18 protein-coding genes are annotated in these 22,263 nt (G+C 49.0%); 8 read left to right on the top strand and 10 right to left on the bottom strand.

Features of this window, described 5'->3' with window-relative positions; translation table 11 throughout:
- The first annotated feature begins 10 nt into the window (after positions 1-10).
- Positions 11-1,198, top strand: coding sequence for a glycine/sarcosine/betaine reductase complex component C subunit alpha (gene grdD, locus QOL74_RS07475; RefSeq protein WP_283408831.1), 1,188 nt, complete (start codon positions 11-13; stop codon positions 1,196-1,198).
- A 398-nt stretch (positions 1,199-1,596) separates the two neighbouring features.
- A complete protein-coding gene (locus QOL74_RS07470; RefSeq protein ID WP_283408830.1) occupies positions 1,597-2,790 on the top strand; it encodes a GAF domain-containing sensor histidine kinase in 1,194 nt (397 codons plus the stop codon).
- A 61-nt stretch (positions 2,791-2,851) separates the two neighbouring features.
- On the opposite strand, the gene QOL74_RS07465 is transcribed toward QOL74_RS07470, so the two are convergent.
- Positions 2,852-3,679 carry an XdhC family protein gene (locus tag QOL74_RS07465; protein WP_283408829.1) on the bottom strand — a complete coding sequence of 276 codons (828 nt, stop codon included), beginning with the start codon at positions 3,677-3,679 and terminating at the stop codon, positions 2,852-2,854.
- 143 nt (positions 3,680-3,822) lie between these two features.
- Entirely contained in the window at positions 3,823-4,626 is an 804-nt protein-coding gene (gene yqeB, locus QOL74_RS07460) for a selenium-dependent molybdenum cofactor biosynthesis protein YqeB (RefSeq protein WP_283408828.1), read from the bottom strand.
- A gap of 322 nt (positions 4,627-4,948) precedes the next feature.
- Between yqeB and QOL74_RS07455 the strand changes: the two genes are divergently transcribed.
- From QOL74_RS07455 to rocF, 4 genes are all read left to right on the top strand, one after another.
- Positions 4,949-5,779 carry an epoxyqueuosine reductase gene (locus QOL74_RS07455; protein ID WP_283408827.1) on the top strand — a complete coding sequence of 277 codons (831 nt, stop codon included), beginning with the start codon at positions 4,949-4,951 and terminating at the stop codon, positions 5,777-5,779.
- Positions 5,769-7,679 carry a methyl-accepting chemotaxis protein gene (locus QOL74_RS07450; protein ID WP_283408826.1) on the top strand — a complete coding sequence of 637 codons (1,911 nt, stop codon included), beginning with the start codon at positions 5,769-5,771 and terminating at the stop codon, positions 7,677-7,679. Before QOL74_RS07455 ends, QOL74_RS07450 begins: the two co-directional genes overlap by 11 nt.
- 40 nt (positions 7,680-7,719) lie before the next feature.
- Positions 7,720-8,049, top strand: a complete 330-nt coding sequence (locus QOL74_RS07445) for a cupin domain-containing protein (RefSeq protein WP_283408825.1) — start codon at positions 7,720-7,722, stop codon at positions 8,047-8,049.
- A 286-nt stretch (positions 8,050-8,335) separates the two neighbouring features.
- Positions 8,336-9,241: an arginase gene (gene rocF / locus QOL74_RS07440; RefSeq protein ID WP_283408824.1), complete on the top strand. Its 906-nt coding sequence runs from the start codon at positions 8,336-8,338 to the stop codon at positions 9,239-9,241.
- A gap of 203 nt (positions 9,242-9,444) precedes the next feature.
- Here the strand turns inward: rocF and QOL74_RS07435 are convergent, their stop codons facing one another.
- Positions 9,445-11,076, bottom strand: coding sequence for a hypothetical protein (locus tag QOL74_RS07435; RefSeq protein WP_283408823.1), 1,632 nt, complete (start codon positions 11,074-11,076; stop codon positions 9,445-9,447).
- Between the two features lie 452 nt (positions 11,077-11,528).
- On the opposite strand from QOL74_RS07435, the gene QOL74_RS07430 reads away from it, so the two are divergent.
- Both QOL74_RS07430 and QOL74_RS07425 read left to right on the top strand, forming a co-directional pair.
- The gene (locus QOL74_RS07430; RefSeq protein WP_283408822.1) at positions 11,529-12,230 is read left to right on the top strand and encodes a uracil-DNA glycosylase; all 702 of its coding nucleotides are present in this window, start codon (positions 11,529-11,531) and stop codon (positions 12,228-12,230) included.
- Positions 12,231-12,325: 95 nt separating this feature from the next.
- On the top strand, positions 12,326-13,351 hold the full coding sequence (locus QOL74_RS07425) for a branched-chain amino acid aminotransferase (protein ID WP_283408821.1): 1,026 nt from the start codon (positions 12,326-12,328) through the stop codon (positions 13,349-13,351).
- 61 nt (positions 13,352-13,412) lie between these two features.
- On the opposite strand, the gene dsdA is transcribed toward QOL74_RS07425, so the two are convergent.
- The 7 genes from dsdA to QOL74_RS07390 form a co-directional block, all read right to left on the bottom strand.
- Positions 13,413-14,819 carry a D-serine ammonia-lyase gene (dsdA, locus tag QOL74_RS07420; protein ID WP_283408820.1) on the bottom strand — a complete coding sequence of 469 codons (1,407 nt, stop codon included), beginning with the start codon at positions 14,817-14,819 and terminating at the stop codon, positions 13,413-13,415.
- Positions 14,820-14,948: 129 nt separating this feature from the next.
- Entirely contained in the window at positions 14,949-16,817 is a 1,869-nt protein-coding gene (locus QOL74_RS07415) for a sigma-54-dependent Fis family transcriptional regulator (protein ID WP_283408819.1), read from the bottom strand.
- Between the two features lie 61 nt (positions 16,818-16,878).
- Positions 16,879-18,246: an XdhC family aldehyde oxidoreductase maturation factor gene (locus QOL74_RS07410; RefSeq protein WP_283408818.1), complete on the bottom strand. Its 1,368-nt coding sequence runs from the start codon at positions 18,244-18,246 to the stop codon at positions 16,879-16,881.
- 136 nt (positions 18,247-18,382) lie between these two features.
- Entirely contained in the window at positions 18,383-18,832 is a 450-nt protein-coding gene (locus tag QOL74_RS07405; protein ID WP_283408817.1) for a DVU_1555 family C-GCAxxG-C-C protein, read from the bottom strand.
- Entirely contained in the window at positions 18,825-19,559 is a 735-nt protein-coding gene (gene trsM, locus QOL74_RS07400; RefSeq protein WP_283408816.1) for a DVU_1556 family methyltransferase, read from the bottom strand. Before trsM ends, QOL74_RS07405 begins: the two co-directional genes overlap by 8 nt.
- Entirely contained in the window at positions 19,560-19,793 is a 234-nt protein-coding gene (locus tag QOL74_RS07395; protein WP_283408815.1) for a DVU_1557 family redox protein, read from the bottom strand.
- A 2-nt stretch (positions 19,794-19,795) separates the two neighbouring features.
- Entirely contained in the window at positions 19,796-22,147 is a 2,352-nt protein-coding gene (locus QOL74_RS07390; protein ID WP_283408814.1) for a pyridine nucleotide-disulfide oxidoreductase/dicluster-binding protein, read from the bottom strand.
- Positions 22,148-22,263: the final 116 nt, after the last annotated feature.

Raw genomic sequence — 22,263 nt, 5'->3', positions numbered from 1 at the left:
AGTGTTAACGATGACAGATCGTACAGCCATTAAGCAGGAAGTCGGCCGCACCCTTCTCTCCTTCGCAGAGGCACTGGACCGGGAAGAGTTCGGCCCCAAAGTACGGGTGGGTCTCACCACCCTGGGCAGCGAGCTGGAACCCATTCATCTGGTTAAGGGAGCCGAGGCTGCCGTACGCCGATCCCCCGGCCTGGAAGTGGTTCTCATCGGCCCCAAGGTGGACACCACCCTGGAAACCGTTGAAGTCAACGATGAAGCCGACATGCACAAAGTCATGGAAAAACTGCTGGACGAAGGCAGTATTCAGGCCTGCGTCACCATGCATTACAACTTCCCCATCGGCGTATCCACCGTGGGACGTGTTGTCACACCCGGTTTTGGCCGGGAAATGTTTGTGGCCACCACCACCGGCACCGCCGCCACCCACCGGGTGGCAGCCATGGTGAAAAATGCCCTCTACGGCATCATCACCGCCAAAGCCATGGGCATTGAAAACCCCACTTTGGGGGTATTGAACCTCGACGGGGCCAAACAGGTGGAACGTGCCCTGAAAACCCTGAAAAGCAACGGGTATGACCTGAACTTCTCAGAGTCAGTGCGCTCAGACGGGGGCAGCATCATGCGGGGCAACGACCTGTTGACCGGGTCTGCCGATGTGATGGTCACCGACACCCTCACCGGAAACATCATGATGAAAGTCTTCTCCTCCTATACCACCGGGGGCAGCTACGAAGCCATGGGTGACGGCTATGGCCCCGGCATTGGGGAAGACCAGAAGCGCATCATTCTCATCCTTTCAAGAGCTTCCGGCACCCCTGTGGTGGCCAACGCCATCCAGTATGCCGCCTCACTGGTGAAGGGCAGCCTGATTCAGGTGATGAAGGATGAATTTGCCAAGGCGAAGAAAGCCGGCCTGGATGACATTCTGGCAGGCCTCACCGCCGAAACGAAAAAAACCGAAGCCACCGAAGAGAAAATCACGGCACCCCCCAAGGAAATTGTCACTGGCAGCATTTCCGGCATCGAAGTCATGGATATTGAAGATGCCGTGCTGGTGCTTTGGAAAGCCGGCATCTATGCCGAAAGCGGCATGGGCTGCACCGGGCCTGTGGTGATGGTGGCAGAAGAAAAAGTGTCTCAGGCTGCCCAGTTGCTGGCCAAAGCCGGTTATGTGGGCATGGAAGGTGACACCTGCTGATGTCATGCAGTTGATCGTGTGCACGGAATAGTGAATCAACCTTTCAACAGTAAAGCCGCTCCTGTAAAAGGGGCGGCTTATGACGTTGTTCCTTAAAAAAAGTAGTCTTTTGTCCTATGTTTTTTCCCAAAGCACCTTCACATATGTTATACTATTGACGTGTTATACTTACCTTATATCTATGACATGCATCTCAACATTCACCGGCCTCACTATTCTCTTATGTTCATTCACTCACCTGATGTTCTTTGCTCCCTTGAGATAATTGTGTTCAACCCCTGTTTTGATGATGCACGCTGATGGATGACACTTAGTGCCCCTTTTCATCTTCTTATTTCTTTTATTGTTAATGCTCTGTCTGAAATCCTGGTTTCGATTAACCACCTGGAGGCGATTCAATGATTTCCACAACCAACCCGACGCAACCGGAACAACCGCAGCATCCCCTGGAAGGTCCATATCTGAAACTGATTGCAAGACTCTCCGCCAGAATGATTCACCTGAACCTTTCCAGCGATTATCTCATTGATGAAAGCTTGGCAGATCTGGGCAGGCAGACAGCTGCTTCAAGGGCTTATGTCTTTCTGTTTCGATGCCAATACACCTATATGGATAACCTGTATGAATGGTGTGCCCCTGGTGTCAGTGCAGAAAAAATGAATTTGCAGAATCTGAAAACCGATGGTTTTCCCTGGTGGATGGCGCAGTTACACCAGAACCAAATCATCACAGTTCCACGAACTGATGAAATGCCCAAGGAAGCCCATTCAGAACAGCAGATGGTATTGGCCCAGGGAATTAAATCGCTGGTGGTATTACCGCTTCACATCAAAGATGAACTCATCGGATACCTTGGATTGGATGACACCACTCAATACCGTCACTGGGATGACAGCAGTCTGTTTTCATTACGGCTCATTGCCGACATTTTTTCCGGCGCCTTTGCCCGCCTGCGTTGTGAAAAGGATTACCTGAATGCCAACGAGGCGCTGGACCGGAAAGATCAAAATATCCGACAGCTCCTTAACCGGATTCAGACTGATGGCGGCTCCTTAAAACCAGTTTCTTCTCTCGATCTTTCTGTTCCTGCCGGCCTTCACAAGGAGTCTTTAAATGAGCTGATTCAGCAGGTGATCTCGCTGCTGCAAACAGATTTAGCCATTTTTGACGAGGTGGACCTGGCTTTGGACAGCCATCTGCCTCTTATGGACTGTAACCGGTTTGATCTGTGTCAGGTGATTCAGGTCATTATTAAAAATGCCATCGATGAAGCCGTCCAGAAAAATGCCGTGCTGGCCGGTCGGGGCGCCAGAGATACCAATCTGCTGAAAGTGGAGACTTTGAAAGAGGGTAACCATCTGATCTGTCACATTTCCGATAATGGCATGGGAGTTCCCGAATGCAACCAAATGAAAATTTTCGAACCCCTCTTTTCCACCAAACCACTCCACAGCGGTTCTGGACTGGGTCTTTCTTTCGCTTATGATGTCATTGTCAACAAGTATCAGGGAGACATCAGCATCTCCACCAACCACTGGGGCGGGGCCACCTTTACCCTACGCCTGCCTTTTCGTCAGGAAAAAATCAAGTGAAGCTGGTCAGCCATCAACCGTTAAGCTGAAGAGCCGCTCCCTTTAACCGGAGCGGCTTTTTTCATAGGTTTGGTGCGGACTCTGATTCAGTTTCCAGCATTTTCAGGTGTCTGGGTGTCGTTCCATATTTCACCGACATAATTTGAGCCATGATGCTCACGGCAATTTCCTCCGGCCTTTGTCCGCCCAGATCAAGGCCAATGGGCATGTACACCTGGCGAATCTGTTCTTCAGACACACCGGTTTCCCGCAGGGATTTGACGGTATGTGCCACCTTGGTTCGGCTTCCGATCATTCCCACATAAGCGGCAGGTTTTCCCAGCACTGCCCGTAAAGCCAGTTCGTCCATCTGATGGCCCCGGCTGACAATCACCACATAACTGCCGTTGTTCAGGGGCATGGAGGCCATCAGCTCTCCCATGTCTCCCAGCAGCAGCTGTTCTGCTTCCGGAAATCGTTCCCGGCTGGCGAATTCTTTTCGGTCTTCCACCACTGTCACACGGAAACCCAGCATCATGCCCAGATGGTACAGGGCCTGGGCGATATGACCTCCCCCCACCAGAATCAGCTGATTTTGAGGCCTGAATACTTTGATGAACACCTGCGCATCACCACCGCACTGCATGCCGATGCCGGCAGCATCATCTTTCAGGTGGTAGTTCAGCAACCGGTCTTCTCCTGTTTTCAGGCATTCCCGGGCAGTTTTGGTGACTTCCCCTTCCAGTTTGCCACCACCCACTGTGCCATAGCTGGTGCCATCGGCCAGTACGGCCATCATGGCACCGGTTTTTCCCGGCGTCGATCCCGTGGCTTCTGTGACAGTAATCAGGGCCACTGACCGGTTTCCTGTCATTTCCTCCGTCACACGTTTCAACACGTTGATTTCCATAAGCAACAAACCCCTTTCGCTCTCAAAAACTTCGATTGTTTATTCGATTATTCGATGGAAGCATTTCATGACAGTTCTCTTGATATGATTTGAAGGTTCCACCAAATAACTCTTTCTTCCACATACCTTGAACTTTTCAGGAACTAACCCTTCCTTTTCCATTGAAGATGCAATAGCGCCTCCAGAACACCGCCGCCAATGGCCCGCGCCTTATCAGAGATCTGGTGGCAATATTCCGGGTAAATGCGGGGATCAACGTCTCCCACCTTAAACCCGGGTGTGACCTGCAGACCATCCGCCAACAAGCCTCTCAGCAGGCCGCCGATGGCCGTTGTGACAGGTATCCCGTCAACCAGCGCCACCGTCTGGCCCGCTTCCACCACATCGCCGATGACTGCCCCAGCTCTGAAAATGCCGCTGGCGGGTGAGCGAAGCACGCGCTCACTGCCAACACCGGCAATGATTCCCGGCACTCCGGTGTTGGGCTGCGCGCTGCCTTCATAAATCACGCGCCCCAGCCAGTGGCCCCGCCGACTCTCCACCACCGCATCCACATCGTCACCGGCAGTGAACCCCGGCCCCACACCAATCACCACTGGTGCCATGCACCGCTGAACACCCGTGTTCTTTTTCGCAAGGGTGGCATCCACGAGAGCTGCAGGTGACAGCTCCCGGCATATTTCTGCGGCCTCTGCCGACATGACAGGGATCACACCCTGCTGCCAAAGAGCGGGTGCCTCTGCCAGAGACCGAATGTACCGGGCTGTAACCCCTTCCACCGCCATCTGATTTTCAAAAACAGCATTGGCAAAGGCCACGGTTCGACGAATCACAGTGGGTTGTTGCTGTTCAGTGATCAGCAGCCGAAAACCACATTGATAAAGCCGGTGTGCCACGCCGGAGGCCAGATCACCACCACCTCTGATGACTATCAGTTGATTTTCCATGACGGACTCCTTCCATACATCAGATAATGCGGGCAGCGGGTTCATCTTGAATTCATCTGTGTCCACTATTCTTGACTGTACCCAGCCCAATCTTTATTGTACCCCATTCACCTCACTTTTGTCGCTGATGATCCTCTTTTATGCCGCCACATTTTACCGGCTTAGCGGGGTAACAGATGCATCTGTTTCAATTTAACAGGAATCTATGGCGTGATGTTTCCATCAACCATGGAATTTTTCTTTCATTTAGGATAGAATAGAAGCATCCAGCTAAATCGACGATTCACACAGCGAAGTCCTGCTTCACGAAAGGCGGTTGGAAATGGAACTCTTAATACGAGAGTGGATTCAACAATATGTGGCAGATTATCCCGGGCAGAAAGCACTGGAAAACTGTTGGCAGTCTCCCTTGACAGCCTTTGCTCCTGCCGAGGATCCCCGATTTCATCACATCAAAAACTGGGGACAGCCGAAACACCAGCTTCCTTCCGATCTTCTACCTGAAGCACGTACCGTTGTGGCCTACTTCCTCCCTTTTCTGCCGGTAATCCCCCACAGCAACCGAAATGGCCGACTGGCCTCCCGGGAGTGGGGAAGAGCGTATCTCCTGACAAATCAGCTCATTGCCGATCTCAATCTTTTTCTGAAAGATCAGCTGGAACAAGCCGGCTTCAAGGCTGCCTTCGCCCAGGCCACTCATAACTTTGATGAAACAACTCTCATGAGTGTATGGTCACATCGCCATGTGGCTTATCTGGCCGGGCTGGGAAATTTTGGCCTGAACAATATGCTCATCACCGAAAAGGGCTGTTGTGGACGGGTGGGCACCCTTGTGACCAGCGCTCTCGTCACCTGTCAGCCCATGACACCTGCGGAAACCTGTCTTTACAGGTATAATGGTTCCTGCGGTTTGTGTGTACAGCGGTGCGTCAACGGATCTTTGACTTTGGATGCTTTTGATCGCCATCGCTGTTATGAGATGTGCCTTGAAAATGCATCTGCCCTGTCGTCCATGGGACTGGCGGATGTCTGCGGCAAATGTACTGTTGGCCTGCCCTGTTCCGGAGTGAATCCGACGAGCAGACTGACCCCATCACCAGCGGGCTCCCCTGATGCCCGCAATCATAAGGAGGGTTCACTGAATGAGCTATGATGAAAGAAAAGCGCATCTTGAGACCAATGAGACACACCTGAATGAGCCGGAGCAGTCAACACTCGAAACATCTGAACTTCATGAAACAAGCACCGCCGAAGGATATTTTCCGGACGACGTTGAAACTACAACCCTTCCGGAAAATACCCTTGACAAACCACCCATGGAAGCCGCCCAAACCCTCACTTCTTCCAGTGAGTCCGCCTCTTCCAACAGAAAATTCACCGGCAGCATCCGCATCAAAATTCTGGCAGGATTCCTCATCATTGTGCTGCTGCTGGTGGCTTCCGCCGGCTACACCCTCACCCAGGTGCGGCGAATGGCGGTCGACACTGCCCATTTGCTGGAGCAGGAAATCATTGTGTACCAGCTCTATCAGGAAATGACCCTGGCTATTTCAGAGCGCAGCAGCCTGATTTCCAATTACGTGCTCACCGGTACCCGCTCATATCTGGATTCATTTTATCAAATTTCGGCTGTCAGTGACGAAATGATCGAACGCCTCAGTGAACTCTCCGACCGGCCGGAAGATATTGAATTTATTGAAAGAAGCCTGACCTGGCGGCGCATTGCAACAGGCGAGGTGATTCCCCTTTACGTGAATGGCCGCCATGAAGAAGCCGCCAAAGTGGTCAGTGAACGAATGGCACCGGAAGGCACCCAGCTGATTCAGCAGGCTAAACTGATCTCCGAATCCCGTCAGAAGGAGTTTTTGGCCACCGGAGAAGCTCTGATGGGAGCTCAAAACCGTGTGGTTAACCTGATTGGTGTTGCCATTGCTGTTGCTGTCCTCGTTGCCGCCGCCCTGGCCCTCATCGTGTCCAGCCGCATTACCAAACCACTAAAGCAGGTTTTGGCTGCTGCCAATGCCGTTGCCGAGGGAGATTTGCGCCAGGAAGTGCCGGTGATGTCCAATGACGAAACCGGTCAGCTGGCAGTGGCGGTGAATCAAATGATCATCAGCCTGAAGGGGCTGATCAAATCCAGTGACTTCATTTCTGAACAGGTGGCGTCCACCAGCGAAGAGCTGGCCGCCACCGCCGAAGAGGCTGCCGCTTCTTCTGAAGAAGTGGCCAAGACCATCCACGAAGTTTCCCGGGCCACGGGAGAACAGGCAACTTCTGTTGAGGAAAGCAACCGGGGAATGAACAGCATCGCAGGCCATTTGCAACAGGTGACTGCCAGCATTGACGAAGTGTTAAGCGGTTCCCGTACCACATTGGCTTCTGCCGAGAGTGGCCGTGGTGCCGCCCGCAAGGCGGTGGATACCATGACCCAGATTCGCACCGCCACCGATGAAACCGCTGTCTCTGTGAAAGCGCTGGATCAGGCTTCACGGGAAATTGTCAAAATTGTTGATTCCATCGGTGCCATTGCCGACCAGACCAATCTTCTGGCGCTGAATGCTGCCATTGAAGCAGCCCGTGCCGGTGATGCCGGTCGTGGTTTTGCCGTGGTGGCTGATGAAATTCGCAAACTGGCAGAACAGTCTTCCCAGTCTTCCAACCAGATTGCCACCATCATCGACGGTATTCAAAAGCAGATTCACGAGGCCGTGGCTTCCATGGAAGCCAACAGCGAGAAAGTCATCAGCGGCACCGGTATTGTCAACGAGGCCAGCAGCCACTTTGAATCCATTCTGCAGGAAATCAACCATATTACCCAGCAGATTGATCAGGTGACTGACCTGGTGAAAGAAGTGAATGCCAACAGTGGCACAGTGGTAGGGCATTTCGAAAGTATGTCGGCTGTATCTGAAGAAACCGCCGCCTCGGCCCAGCAGGTATCTGCCAGCGCCGAGGAACAAACCGCCGCCATCAATGAAATTGCCGAATCGTCCACCGAACTGGCATCTTTGTCTCAGGAACTGCGCAACGCCATTGCTGTTTTCAAATATTAGACACCCGCTGTTACAGGGGCAGGAAAGGAAGGTTGATTGAATGAACTCATTCTCAGTGAATCAGGGAGAAGGCCATTTTGTTGATATGATACCCGGCGTCAAACGGCGCAACCTGGTGGTGGGAAAAGAAACCATGCTCTGTGAGTTTCATCTGAAAGAAGGGGTTGTCTTACCTCTCCACCAGCACCCCCACGAACAGACGGGGTATCTGATCTCCGGGCGAGCTCTTTTTGTAATCGATGGCAGGGAAATCGAGATGAAGCCTGGAGACAGCTGGTCTATTGGCGGCGATGTGCCCCATCAGGTGACCGTTCTCGAAACAGCACAGGTCATTGAAACCTTCACCCCCGTGCGGGAAGACTTTTTATAGAAGCACCTCTCATAACGCCCTCCCTCTGCGGAGAGCGTTGTTGATAGAATCGTTAATTGAAGACAAAAGGATTTGGCCAGGGCAGCTGACTTCCCCTGCGGCAGATTATTTTATGCAATCCTCCGGCTGATTTTGTGCATAATAATTCATCCAACCGTTGAAATATCAATCTTTTCGCCGTTGACAGGCTTTATGCATTCATGTATATTTGAAGAAGAAGTGTGGCTTACCGGTGCTTTTTCGTCGAGGGCTGCCCTGATTCTGAAAAAACGGGAGGATGTGCCGAATGAATGTGAAAAAAGTCTCGATTATTGGTGTCCCCATGGACCTGGGGCAGAACCGCAGGGGTGTGGACATGGGCCCCAGCGCCATTCGATATGCCGGCGTGTTGGAAAAGCTGGAGAGCATTGACCTGGAAGTGGAAGATATGGGAGATATTCAGATTGACATGCCTGAACGGGTTCACAGCGATCCCGCCCACAATCTGCGAAACCTGAAAGCCATCGAGCAGGCCAACACCCGGCTGGCCCAGTTGGTGGATCAGGTGGTACAGGAGGGTCACTTTCCACTGGTGCTGGGTGGTGATCACAGCATTGCCATCGGTACCCTGGCAGGAGTCTCCCGTCACTATGAAGATCTGGGTGTCATCTGGTTCGACGCTCACGGCGACCTGAATACCGCCGACACCTCTCCCTCCGGCAACATTCATGGTATGCCCCTGGCTTCCAGCATGGGTGTGGGGCATCCGGCACTCACCGGCCTGGGAGGCTACGGACCAAAAGTGAAACCGGAAAATCTGGTGATCATTGGTGCCCGCGCGCTGGATCAGGGCGAAAAAGAGCTGATACGTCAAAAGGGCCTGCGGGTATACACCATGCACGAAATTGACCGGATGGGGATGGCTGCCGTGATGCGGGAAGCCATTGATTATCTGAAGGAACGCACCGACGGGGTTCACCTTTCCCTTGACCTTGACGGCGTCGATCCCACAGATGCTCCGGGTGTGGGCACGCCGGTGATGGGGGGTATTTCTTACCGGGAAAGTCATCTGGCCATGGAAATGCTGGCAGAATCGGGCATTGTGGTTTCAGCGGAATTTGTGGAAATCAACCCCATTCTCGATGAAAAAAATCGAACTGCCAAGGTGGCCGTCGCCCTCATGGGCTCTTTGCTGGGTGACCAGTTGAAATGAGCCTTCTGAAATAATTATTAACAGCCGAAAAAAGTCACCCTTGAATGACAGGGGTGACTGAGGTTGAAGACAAAGGACTTTGGTCAGGACAGCTGATTCCAATACCAAATCCCTTGTCTTCATCGTATTTTGTCTGCAGTCTGAGTCACCCTTAAATGACAGGGGTGACTTTTTTTCGGTATGATGATGGGTTTAGAGCGGGTTTACCCCCGGTTCCAGCTGTTCTGGTAACGGTTTCGATGGTAGGCAATGACCTTCTCCAGCTTGGCGATGACCCGCTGCCGGTTTCTGAAGTTTCCAGGAATACTGTCAAGTGCCGTATCCAGAAAACCTTCAAATACCTGTGTCATATTGCCTTCTCCTGTCAGGAGGGTTACCGGGCGTTCTTTTCCCGGCCCGAGACTTCCCGCTAAAGCGGCCTGGTTTTCCTTGTAACCAAGGCTCATGTTTAAATCCTGCCACAAAGGGTTTTTATTGGCCAGGTACACCTCATAATTGGGGTATTTTCGCAGGCGGTCCACCATGGATTCCAGCAGGCTGATCACCTGTTCTTCCTTTAGGCGCAGGGGTTTCGTGGTGAAACTTTCCAGTGGGTTCAACACCGCCTGAGTGCCCCGGGAAAGCTGGTTCAGCAGATTAAGTGGCAGCACTTCCACATAACTGAAGTGGGGAATGTTTTTGCGGAAGGCTTCCAGTCGCTTTTGATGCAACTGCAACCGCCGCCATCGTTCTTCGCTTTTAATGCCTTCCTGTACCATCAGCTGCTCATACAGTGGCAGACTGAGGCATGACCCCGACAACCCGTTCTTCCAGCCAATCCAGGTACCAGCCTCCTCTTCCAGCTTCACTACCTGTTCCATATAGCTTTCAAGCCGGGTTGCGGTATAAAAGCGCACCAGCGGCATGCATTCCTTCAGCAGGCTTTGGTAACTGTTTTCCAGAATTCTGGCCACCAGCGGATCTCTGAAGAAAAAGGTGTAATACTGATCTTCAGGTGTCTCTTCATTGACAGAGGCAAACACCGCCGCCTGGTTGCGAATAATGAAGTAGGTATTCTGAAAGGGCAGCTCACGGTACCGGGGAAAATACCAGGACCGCACATTGCCGGTTAAATGCAGGGGAATCCAGTATTTCATAATATTCAACAGATCGTCATTTTCGCGATCCATGTGATGAATGATGGTTACCTGATGACCGCTGGCGAGAACCGCCGTCAGCTTTCGGTTCCATTCTGCTATGAAGGCCGGATCTTCCATCATCCATCCCAGGTTTTCCTGACTGAGAAGCAACAACTCCTGGGGTGGCTTCATTTCTAGCACCAGATCCAAAAACTCAATGACTGCTTTCCGTCGCCCGGAACGACCGGCATGCAAATGATACTGGTGGATATTTCCACCAATGGGTGCCGGGGCGGCCATTGAAGGTTGGGGAACCGGAGCCGCTTCCACATTCATCAGTTGCTGCATCAGTTGAATCACCTGGCGCCCCTGGGCGCTGGAGGGCGACATGCCTTCCTGGTTTTCCCCATTTTCCTCTGCGATCAGCCATTCCAGCAGAAACTGCTTCAATGCCATCTCACTGTCGTCCAGATGCAGTTCAGCCGATTCGCCCAGAATACGTCGCAGCCGGTGTTGCAACAGGGCATCACTTTCCACATACTGCTCATAGAAAAAAAACACGATTTCTTTGACATAACCGGCACTGCGGGCAGGCAGACGATTACCGTGACGCCATTTGCTGATCAGCGACGGATCAACACTCAGCCTTTTCGCCAGCCGGCTGTTACTGATGCTGAACAGGTCCATCAAAGCGTTAAGCTTCTCTGCAAAATCCATAAAGGTTCCTCCATTTTCTCACAACTTCCGTCGGCACGTTCTTCTGTGGTCAGGGTGTTTCTTTGGTTTTGTCAATTCTCCTGATTTTCACCGGCAGGCACTGTATGATCAGTGCCATCCGCGTCCATGTACCTGTCATACTTGTGAATGTCTGTCAATGGTCGTTGATGTCTTGCCCTGAAAGTCATCCGGCGAAAGGCTCAGTGATTCACTTTGTCTGAAGACTTAGATTTTTAGCTTCTTATATCATGACAAAATTAAGCCACTGATGTCAAGGGCAATCCTGTTAAAATCCAGGAAATTGTCGTCTTTCTGATGATTTCCGTCGGCAATTGGCGCAAAATGCCTCAACTTACCGTTCTTTCACTTATGACGACCCTTTTTCCATTGAAGCCCTTCTGTAAAATTGTTACAATATAGAAGACGACTCAACCGAAAGGATGTCTTCAAAAATGGCACAAATTCTAAAAAATGACTGGCATCTGTTTCTATCCGCCGAATTTGAAAAAGACTATTATCAAAAATTAAGAACATTTTTGATCCGGGAGTACAAGACCAACCAGGTGTATCCTCCCATGCATGATATTTTCAATGCCCTGCACTACACTTCCCTGGCTGATGTGAAGGTGCTGTTGCTGGGGCAGGACCCTTACCATGGGGAGAACCAGGCCCATGGCCTCTCCTTCTCGGTGCTTCCCGGTCAGAGAATTCCCCCTTCCCTTCAAAACATCTATCAGGAGCTGCAGGATGACCTGGGCTGCACCATTCCCGCCCATGGTTATCTGAAAAAATGGGCTGACCAGGGAGTGCTGCTCCTTAACACGGTGCTGACTGTCAGAGCCCACGAAGCTCATTCCCATAAAGATATGGGGTGGGAACTGTTCACCGACGCAGTGATTCGTGTCGTCAATGAACAAAATCGCCCCATTGTTATTTTTTTGTGGGGTAAACCGGCACAGGCCAAGGAAAAAATGCTCACCAATTCACATCATTTGGTTTTAAAAGCACCTCATCCAAGCCCGCTTTCGGTTTACCGGGGATTTTTCGGATGCAAATGCTTCAGTCAGGCGAATGAATTTTTAGCCTCTCACGGGATTGTTCCCATTGACTGGCAAATTGAATCATTGACCGCCAGACCCGCTACTGAAGGGTGATGGCGGCAGCCTCACATCCGCCTTCAATATGATATAATAGGGTTGAAGTGAATCACCACTTTCACAGATCATCATCAAGAATCAGGAGGGATTGTATGAGCACATCGGTATCCATTGATTGGAGTCAACTGGGATTTTCGTACTTTAAAACCCCTTACCGCTACATTGCCCGCTGGAAAGACGGCCAATGGAACGAAGGAGAACTGACAGAGGACAATACCCTGCACATCAGCGAATCCTCCACGGCCCTGCACTATGGCCAGCAGTGTTTTGAAGGTTTGAAAGCTTACCGCACCAAAGACGGCAGTGTGCAGCTCTTCCGCCCCGACCAGAATGCCCGGCGGATGCATCAGAGCTGTGACCGTGTGTTAATGCCCCGTGTACCTGAGGACATGTTCATCGACGCCTGCCTTCAGGTGGTCAAGGCCAACCTGGATTATGTTCCCCCTTACGGCACTGGCGCCACCCTCTATTTGCGCCCCTTTGTCATTGGTGTGGGCGACAATATTGGCGTGAAGCCGGCTCCTGAGTTCATTTTCAGTGTTTTCTGCCTGCCGGTGGGCCCCTATTTCAAGGGGGGCATGGCTCCCGTAAACTTTATGGTTTCTGAGTTTGACCGGGCAGCACCCTATGGCACCGGTGCCGCCAAGGTGGGGGGCAACTACGCCGGCAGCCTGATGCCCCACGAACAGGCAGTGGAACAGGGCTTTGCCGACTGCATTTACCTGGATCCCCTGACCCACACCAAAATTGAGGAAGTGGGAGCCGCCAACTTCTTTGGCATCACCAAAGACAATGAGTTTATCACCCCCAAATCACCTTCCATTCTTCCCAGTATCACCAAGTACTCCCTGTTGTATCTGGCAGAGCACTATCTGAAGATGAAGGTTTCTGAGCGGGATGTGCTCATCGACCATCTGGATGAATTTGCCGAGGCCGGCGCCTGCGGCACCGCTGCTGTCATCACTCCCATTGGCGGTGTTTCTTACAAGGGCAAGCTTCATGTGTTCCACAGCGAAACCGAAGTGGGCCCCGTGACGAAAAAGCTCTACGACACCCTTTGCGGTATTCAGTTCGGCGACGTTGAAGCCCCTGAAGGCTGGCTGGTAAAGGTGGATTAATGCCGCTAACAACAAACGCCCTGAAGATCGGTTTGACAACCGGTGTTCAGGGCGTTTTTGTTCAGTGATCTTTTATATTTGGCGTTCTTTTGAATGATGTGGGTGATGTGGCTGATGTGGCTGGTGACGTTTCAGCAGCCTTTGCCAAGTAGCCGGCCATTTCCGATGCCGGTACCATGCTGCCGCCTGTGGCCCATACCAGATGGGCAGCCTGGTGCATTTTTTCCTGAAGCCCCTGTTCCGTCAGCCACTGAGTAGTTTCCGGCAAGCCCATCAGTTGAAAAGGGCCGGGCATGCCCGCCAGGGCAGAAGGCTCCAGTTGAAGTTCTTCTGTTTCATTCAGCAGGCCCAGCAGTTGAAAGAGCATTTCGTCAGGTACGGTATAAGCCCCTGTCAGCAGCGGTTTCATCATGGTGCACACCAGGCCGGAGGGTCGTCCCACCGCCAGACCGTCGGCGGCGGTTCGATTATCCAGGCCAAAATCCTGGACGCAGACGGCGTCATGGGCTTCCGTGAGCAGGCCCAGCAACACCGCCGGGGAGTGGGTGGGTTCTGCAAAAAAGCAATGCACATGATCTCCAAAAACCATCTTCAGGCCAAAAGCCACTCCTCCCGGGCCGCCCCCCACTCCGCAGGGCAGGTACACCATCAGGGGGTGCTCTGCATTGACGGTGATCCCCACCTCTTGAAACTGTTGCTGCAGCCGCAGGGCTGCCACCGTGTATCCCAAAAACAACGACTGGGAATTTTCATCATCCACAAAGTAACTGACAGGGTTCAGTGCCGACTCACGGCGGCCGGAAGCCACCGCCAGGCTGTAATCACTGGCATATTCCCGCACGGTGACACCCCGCTCCCGCAACAGGTCTTTTTTCCACTCCCTGGCATCCTGGGACATGTGGACCGTCACCCGAAAGCCCATGCGGGCACCCATGAGCCCGATACTCAAACCCAGATTTCCAGTGGAACCCACTTCGATGCAGTGCTGGGAAAAAAACGCTCTGGCCGGGGGAGTGTCCAGCACCCGGTAATCGTCGTCGGGGTGCAGCAGCCCCCCATGTAGGGCCAGGGTTTCAGCATGGGCCAGCACCTCATAGATACCGCCCCTGGCTTTAATAGAGCCGGAAACCGGCAGGTGGCTGTCCAGCTTCAGCCACAGCTGCCCCGGCAATGAAGTCTTAAAAAATGTTTCGCCCTCCCGCTGCATGCGGGGAATGGCGCGAAGCGGTGATTCGATGATCCCCTCAGAGACTTTCAGCTCTGGAAATACCTGTGCCAGATAAGGCGCAAAGCGGTCCAGTCGTCGTGAGGCCGCCATCACGTCTGCCATTTGCAGCGGAAGATCCGGCAATGCCCTGGCAGTGGAGATTCGGTTGGGATTTAGCCACCAGAAAGGAGCCGCTTCTGTGAGGGGTTTTAATAGAGGAATGGCTTCCAGCCACTGTTCACGGGTTTTTCCAAGAATCATGGCACTGCCTCCTTTTTCTGTGTTCTTCAACAGCCTTGCTATCATTATCCTACCACGTCTTCGAAGGTCTGAACAGCGGCCAGCACAAAATCAACCTCGTCGCCGGTCCGCCTGATGATTGTGGAGGTTTTACATTTCTATTTCGTATTTTTTAATTTTACTGTAAAGCGTATTACGTCTGATACCCATGGCTTGTGCTGATTGGGTGATGTTTCCGTTAAATATTTTCAGCACCCTTACCAGATGTTCTTTTTCAACATGTTCTATGTGCAATGAATCATAGTTCGAATTAAAGGCAATTTCATCGCCGTTGATCTGCTGATCAAAGTATTCCGAAGGAATTGCTTCTGTGTTGATAATCAATTCGACAACATTCTCCAGTTCCCTAATGTTTCCCGGCCAATGATAGCTCATTATTTTATCCAGATAGGCTGTCGGGATTTCAACATTTCTTTTATTTAGGTTTTCAGCGATGCTTTTACCAAAATATTTTATGAGCAGGGGGATATCCGCTTTTCTTTTTCGTAAAGGTGGCAAATACAATGGTAGTACATTGAGTCTGTAAAACAAATCTTTTCGAAATCTTCCCAGTTCAACCTCTTTCTTCAGTTCTTTATTGGATGCAGCAATAACCCGCACATCCACATGAACGGATTTTTGGCTACCAATGCGCGTAATGGTCCCTTCCTGCAAAACACGAAGCAATTTTATCTGCATATCAAGAGGCATTTCGCCAATTTCATCCAACATGACGGTACCTCCATGAGCTGATTCGAATTTGCCTATATTCCCTCCTTTTTTTGCTCCAGTATAGGCACCTTCTTCATAGCCAAAAAGCTCAGATTCAATCAACTGGTTAGGTATCGCACCGCAATTCAGCGCAATAAAAGGGCCATCCATCCGCTTGCTGAAATTATGAATCGACTGTGCAAAAACTTCTTTTCCTGTGCCACTTTCGCCTAATATCAGTATGGTTGATTTGCTGTTTGCAATTTTTTTAGCATACTGCACAATCTTTAAAAAGTTCTCATCTTCACCAATGATTTTGTCGAATGTATAGTATGCCTGATGAACACCTCTTGTTTTCACTTTTTTAATGTCTTCAAACACGTATACAATTTCAATGCTGTCATATTGAGGGTTATAGATAGGATTCGCTGTTAGATGACAGGGAAACATGTTTCGCAATGAGATGATATTCACTTTCTGTGACAGGCTTTCACCTTTGCAAATTGCTTCTTTGACATCTTCCCACTCATCAATGATTTTTTCCATTTCTTTTGATTTTAACTGCTTATCTTTGCTTCCCAATAAATCCAGCGCTTTTTTATTGAATATTTTAATTTTTCCCTCAAGATCAGAAGTAACAATTGCCACCGGCATGGTGTTAAAGATGGTTTTGATGTGCTTGTCATTCATGCTTTGAAGCCGATTGTATTCTTTTGCTTTCAGCATCTCCTCGATCGCATTTGAAGCTGCGATGACCATGCCCAGCGTGTGCGGATGAACGCTGTCGATATACCCCGTCAGGTCCAGCACACCGATGAGATTTCCTTGATCATCCTTGATTGGCGCTGCTGAACAGGTCCATCGATGATATGCTTTGATAAAATGGTCTTTTCCTGACAATTGAACCGGCTTCCCGGTTTTGATGACAATGGCCATCGCATTGGTGCCTATGTTCTCCTCATTCATGTACGCTCCTGGAATCATCTTTAAATCAAAAGCCTCAGAGAGGATCTTATCATCTCCAATAGCATTCAAGATGCATCCGTCTCCATCTGTCAGGAGTGCAAAAAAGTGATGCCCTTTCACAAACTGTATCAATCGCTCCATATAAGGTGAAGCCGTTAAGACCATATCCCTTTTTTGGGAAAATTTTTCCTGAAGCTCTGTTTCATTGGTAATTTTGTTACTGAAGACCTGACTATCCTGAATGCCTATTTTTTTACATCTTTCAAGCGACAGATCTATAACGGATCGATAAATCTCATTCATTATGTAACGACTCCTTTATCACACTGTCTGGATGATTGGCATCCTTGACGTGCCTTGCCGCTCATTTGATATCTCCCGAATTCCGTTTTACTTTGATCAATTCCGCGGCAATGCTGATTGCAATTTCCTCAGGAGTATCCGCGTCAATTTTCAGCCCGATTGGAGCGTAAACCCTTTCCAGATCTTTCAGTGTAAAGCCCTCATCCAACAGATTTTTGTAGACATATTCCCGCTTATTCAAACTTCCTATCATGCCGATGTATTTTGCATCTGTTTTCAGCATTTGCGATAGGACATCCTGATCGTAGTCGTGTCCCCGCGTGACAATGATTACGTAGCTATTACGATTAACCGTATAATGATCTGTCAAGTTTTCAAATGAAGGGATGACGATAATCTCGTCAGCCATATTGAATCTTTCTTTATTGGCAAATTCTTCCCGATCATCGATGATCACAACCTTAAGTCCAATCATTTTTGCTAGTTCTGCAATTTTTTGTGCCACATGACCTGCCCCTATAATGCAGGCAAGCTCATCATTTAAATAAGGTTCTATTAAATACGTTTCATCTGCCACTAATAGTACCTGCATGTTCACATGCTCACCATTTTCCCTTATATGCTTGATCACACTCTGTACTTCTTCATTTTCAGAGCCAAAGAAGCCCGTTTCGGTGCAAATCCATTTAGACAAACTCCCCGCTTTTCGATGGTTTTTCTCTATTTTTGTTATCAGGAACAGACCTGCACCCTCTTTTTTAAGCATTAGTGCTTTTTGGTACAGTTCTACTGTTTGAACGTCATCGCAGTCTACATATTCCAGCAAAACAGTTGTATTACCTCCGCAAACCCTCTCTAGAATCTCAACATCCTTGTGAGACTTACTGAAGTCTTCAAGGATGCTTCCCCTCCTTTGGAACATCTTTGCAGATAATTGAATGGTTAGCGCTTCCACCAATCCTCCGCCAATGGTTCCGTAAATCGAAAAATCTTTCCTAATCAGCATTTTTTTGCTTTCTTCCCGATGAGGCGAACCGTTTTTTTTGATAAATGTTGCCAGTACAAAGCTTTCTTTCCGGGTTAAACATTCATAGATCCATTCAAATATGTCCTGCATCTGTGACATTCCCTTCTTAAAGATATTCTCGCACCCCGGGGGACAGAAGCTATCTCGGTCGACTCTTCCTTGAGTCTGCCTTTCAATTGCCTCTATGACTTCCGGCAGTGTTACCCGGTCTTCATCTGTTGGAACAACGGGCATTCTCCCAAAGTAACTGGCAGGTTGAAAATGCACGCCTCTTATCCCAGGTACCCGCTCCGATGCAAAATCAATGATCCCGCCGATCTGATCTTCATTGACACCCCTAACGATGGTTGGAGCCAGTACCACGCCGATGTCGTGCTTGATGCAATTCTCAATAATCTTCACTTTTATGGCGAACAGTGCACAGCCTCTGAGCCGTTGATATCAGTTCCCATTTTGATGATAACGAGCAGGTCATTTCTGATAGTGGGTTCTCCCCCCGAGAACTGTATGTTGCATTTGCCCGAGGTTTTCTCTTGGGTCATTCTCTACACCCATATTCATAGTCGTAGTCCTTGAGTATTTCCTGAAGCTTCACGTAACTCTTCACAAGTATATCTCCGCATTTTAATGGATACACATTGTTTTCATGATCTGTAAAATTGTGTACTCCGATAATATCCATACATTCCAGGCTTTTAAACACTTCTTCAAACCAGTTGATGTAGTCTTCCACCATGCTGCCATAATTACTCTGGGGGTATTCTGCGACATTGCCCTTTCCTGCGTAAAGTCCAATAATTGCAATGCCTCCCGTAAGGACACCACATGTTTTTTGTCTGCCTCCAATCCCCTTGCACAATCCACCGACAGCCCTGATCAAATCTTCGTTTTCCTTTTCTTCTTCTTCCAGTGCCAGTTTCATCATGACCTGGGTACAACAAAATCCAGCATTAACCAACTGAAACATTTTAATTTCAATTTCATTCATGATGTATTTCTCCTTTTCTTCCGATAATCATGAAATACCCTGGTTTGCATGCTTGCAGAATTGCCTGAAATCGATGGCCTTCTGTACACTGATCAGTGGTTTTACTCCAGAAAGCACCCATGGATCCGTGGGTGAGGATGATGTTTACCAATAGGGATTTCAACAATTCGCTACAGTCTTCTTTCATGGCAATACTAAACCCCAGCGCTTTTAAATTTTTTTCGAACAGATTCACATCATGCAATCCCCTCATGCAGCTATTAAAGGAAAATGCCTCTAACTCATTGATAAACGCCGGCCTTTTCGCATACACATCAGTGATAATCAACCAGCCTTTCGGTTTCAAGACCCGGCTCGCCTCTTTAAGCGCCAGGTGTACATTGTCCATCAGGGAAAGGGTGCATTCTGCAAATACGCCATGAAAGCTTTCATCCTTAAAGGGGAGTGATTCTCCTTTCCCGGTAACAAAGTGCCCCCCAGGGTGGTTCTGTCTGGCATCGGCCAACAGTTTTTCAGAGGGGTCAATCCCACTGGCCTGAATGGCATGTTTTTCAGAGAGATAACCCACTGTCGCACCTCTTCCGCAACCAACGTCTAGAATTGAATCTTTCGCAGAAAACCCACAAAACACAACTCCTTTTTCTGTCAGGCTGAACCCTCCCGGACGCAGTGTTTCGCCCATCGCTTCTTTCATCGCATCATTCTCGTAGACATTACAGCACTTCACTTACTTATCCTCCAGTCCCTTTTCAATTTCCAGCATTTTTCCAAGAGCAAGCTCTTCACCAATGAAGACCATTCGGCAGGTTGGACATCTCAAAAGATCCACCTCGAAATTGCCGTCAAGATAGCGCACCCTTACTTTGCTCATTTCCAGCTTCTCATGACATTTATCACACATCCATTGATGATCATGCTCTTTTTGTTCTCCATCTTCTTTTTGATTGTTTTGTTCATTCATGATCATCCCTCCACAACTTCCATTCTGTGGCTGTATACACGGTTGACAACAATTTTTCCCCCGCTTTCTTCATACCTTACCCAGTAGGTGACATTTTCCAGTCGCAGTCTTGCCAGATAGCTATTGTCTGCCGGATTATGGAAGCGCTCTTTGTTTATTCGCGCACTGTCAATCACTTTCTCAATATCTTCAAATAGGATATATCTGTCTTCCATGAGTTCAATCACTTCTTCCGAAATCACTAGTTCATAATTCCGTGCTTTTGTATGATCCATTTTCTCCTCTTCACCCCAAATCTCCTTTAGAAGCCAGCGTTTGACGTTTGCTCTGTTTTGATGACGCTGGGACAGTGTTGGCATTTTTTTCATGCCAGCATCTTCCTGATCCGTCCCATAAATCAAGTCCAAAATATGATAGGTTCTTTTACCACTGCTAACGAATAAATCTTTGCACATGGCACAATACACCAGCAGGTCATTAGTGCTTTCATCAATTCTGTCATCAATAAAGTCTTTTGCTTGTTCCCGGTTGGCATAATAAACCAGACCGCCATACCCACAACACTTCGTTTTATCCTGTTGATACTTTAATTCCTGGATATCGTACCCCAATGAGGTGACAATCTTTCGGATACTCTGGTGGATACGTTGATCATATCTTGTGGCGCAGGCATCATGTATATTGAGTGTATGTTCATGGGTGATCCTGTCATTGTTGGGAAGCCCGTGCTTATCAAACACTTCCCAAAGTGAGATGTAATTGATTTCTGGCAGATGTTTTTTAAATATGCTGCAGCAACTTGGGCAAGCCAGTATAAAGGTGGGATGATCCATTTCTGCCCAAGTCTCTTTGATGTACTGAATGGTTTCATCCATCAACTCCTGCCTGCCTGCCCAGGCTGCCGGAGCACCGCAACACCCCAAATAAATGCCCACATCCTCCCACATGTGTGCTACTAGATATTTGTATATTTCTCCAATTTTATCAGGATGTGACGCCGGCAACTGGCATCCCGGATAAAAGAGATAAGCTGTTTTACCAGTACCTCTGTAGAGGCCCTGCACATATTTCGAATAGGAAATCAACGGATAATAGAAGGAATCTTTTGACTGTTCTTTGCTTGGTTGTTTTCGAAACATTGAAAACCGATGACTATTACTGAATTTCATGTCCTTCAATGCGAAATCATGGGCAGACACAGGCATTTTATTTTTCTCTACCATACTTTCTCTGGTTTCCTGTATGACGTCTTTCATGCTGATATCCAAAAAACACTGTTCCTTGCATAATCCACAAAGCGTACAGGCGTTAATCATTTTATTGGCATAGTGGGTTCCCAGAATAATTCGCTCATTGTGATTGATCTGCCTCGCATAGGCATCTGGCGAAACATTAAACCGTTTCATATGGCTGCAGGGCTTAATACACTCGATGCACTGGCATTTCAAGCACCTGGCCGCTTCATCAACAGCTTCGATTCCCGTATACACATCCATTGTTTTATTCACTCTATTCACCACTTCGACCTCTTCTGTCTTAAGTTTCAAAGGCGTAACAAAAGCCCCTTCCCTTTCCCTCGATGCTGTAAGTGAAACTTTTCGGATGTATCTATCAATCGATATGGCTGCTCTTTTTCCCGAGCTGGCAGCATAAATCATCGACCGCCGATTGTCCTCAAGTTCCCCGCCGGCAAACAATGACGTGTTTTCCACCTGAAAGGTAACCGGATTGATCTGCATTTTTTTCTCCCATGAACCCGTCCCCAGGAACACTGCATCATAGTCCTGAATGATGTCTTCCAAATTTTGTTGATTAATAGCAGTGTTTAGTTTCACCCGAATATTCAGTTTCATCATTATCTGAAGCTCTTCTTCGATAACTTCCTTCACCAGTTCGTGCCCTTCATAAGACCAAATGCGCCCACCTAATCTTTCCTGTTTTTCATAAAGCGTTACTTGGTATCCTTTTTTATCCAACTCATAGGCTGCGGTCATTCCGCCGATACCGCCTCCCACAATGGCTACCTTGCCCTTTGTCTTCGGCAGTGCCAATAAACGTTTGGAGGCAGTGTATCCATGGCGTATGGCAGCTTTTTCAAGATCTGATATGCTCACCGCACTGTCAATCTCCCCTCTGACACAAAGGTTTTCGCATGGGTGATCACAAATCATCCCGATTATTCGTGCAAATGGAATCCTATTTTCCATGAGTTTGTAGGCTTTTTTAAAGTCTCCGTTTTCGATTTCTGTCATGAAAGCGATGACATCCAAATGAACCGGACAGCCCGCCATACAGGCCGGTGGTTCATTATGAATACATCGCTCTCCTGTTTCCAGCAGTTTTTCTAAATCCATGAACTTCGCCTCCTATTTAAAAAGAGGAATTGAGAACTTTCTTTGCTTCTCAGCAAGCAAAAGTACATTCTCAATTCCATATTTTTAAACAACCTTTAGTGTGCTCATGCCCTTAA

The sequence above is a fragment of the Anoxynatronum buryatiense genome (assembly GCF_900182905.1).
In the GTDB taxonomy this organism is placed as follows: Bacteria; Bacillota; Clostridia; order Peptostreptococcales; family Tindalliaceae; genus Anoxynatronum; species Anoxynatronum buryatiense.
The sequence above is the reverse complement of the archived record's forward strand: the minus strand, read 5'-3'. Positions and strand labels throughout refer to the sequence as shown.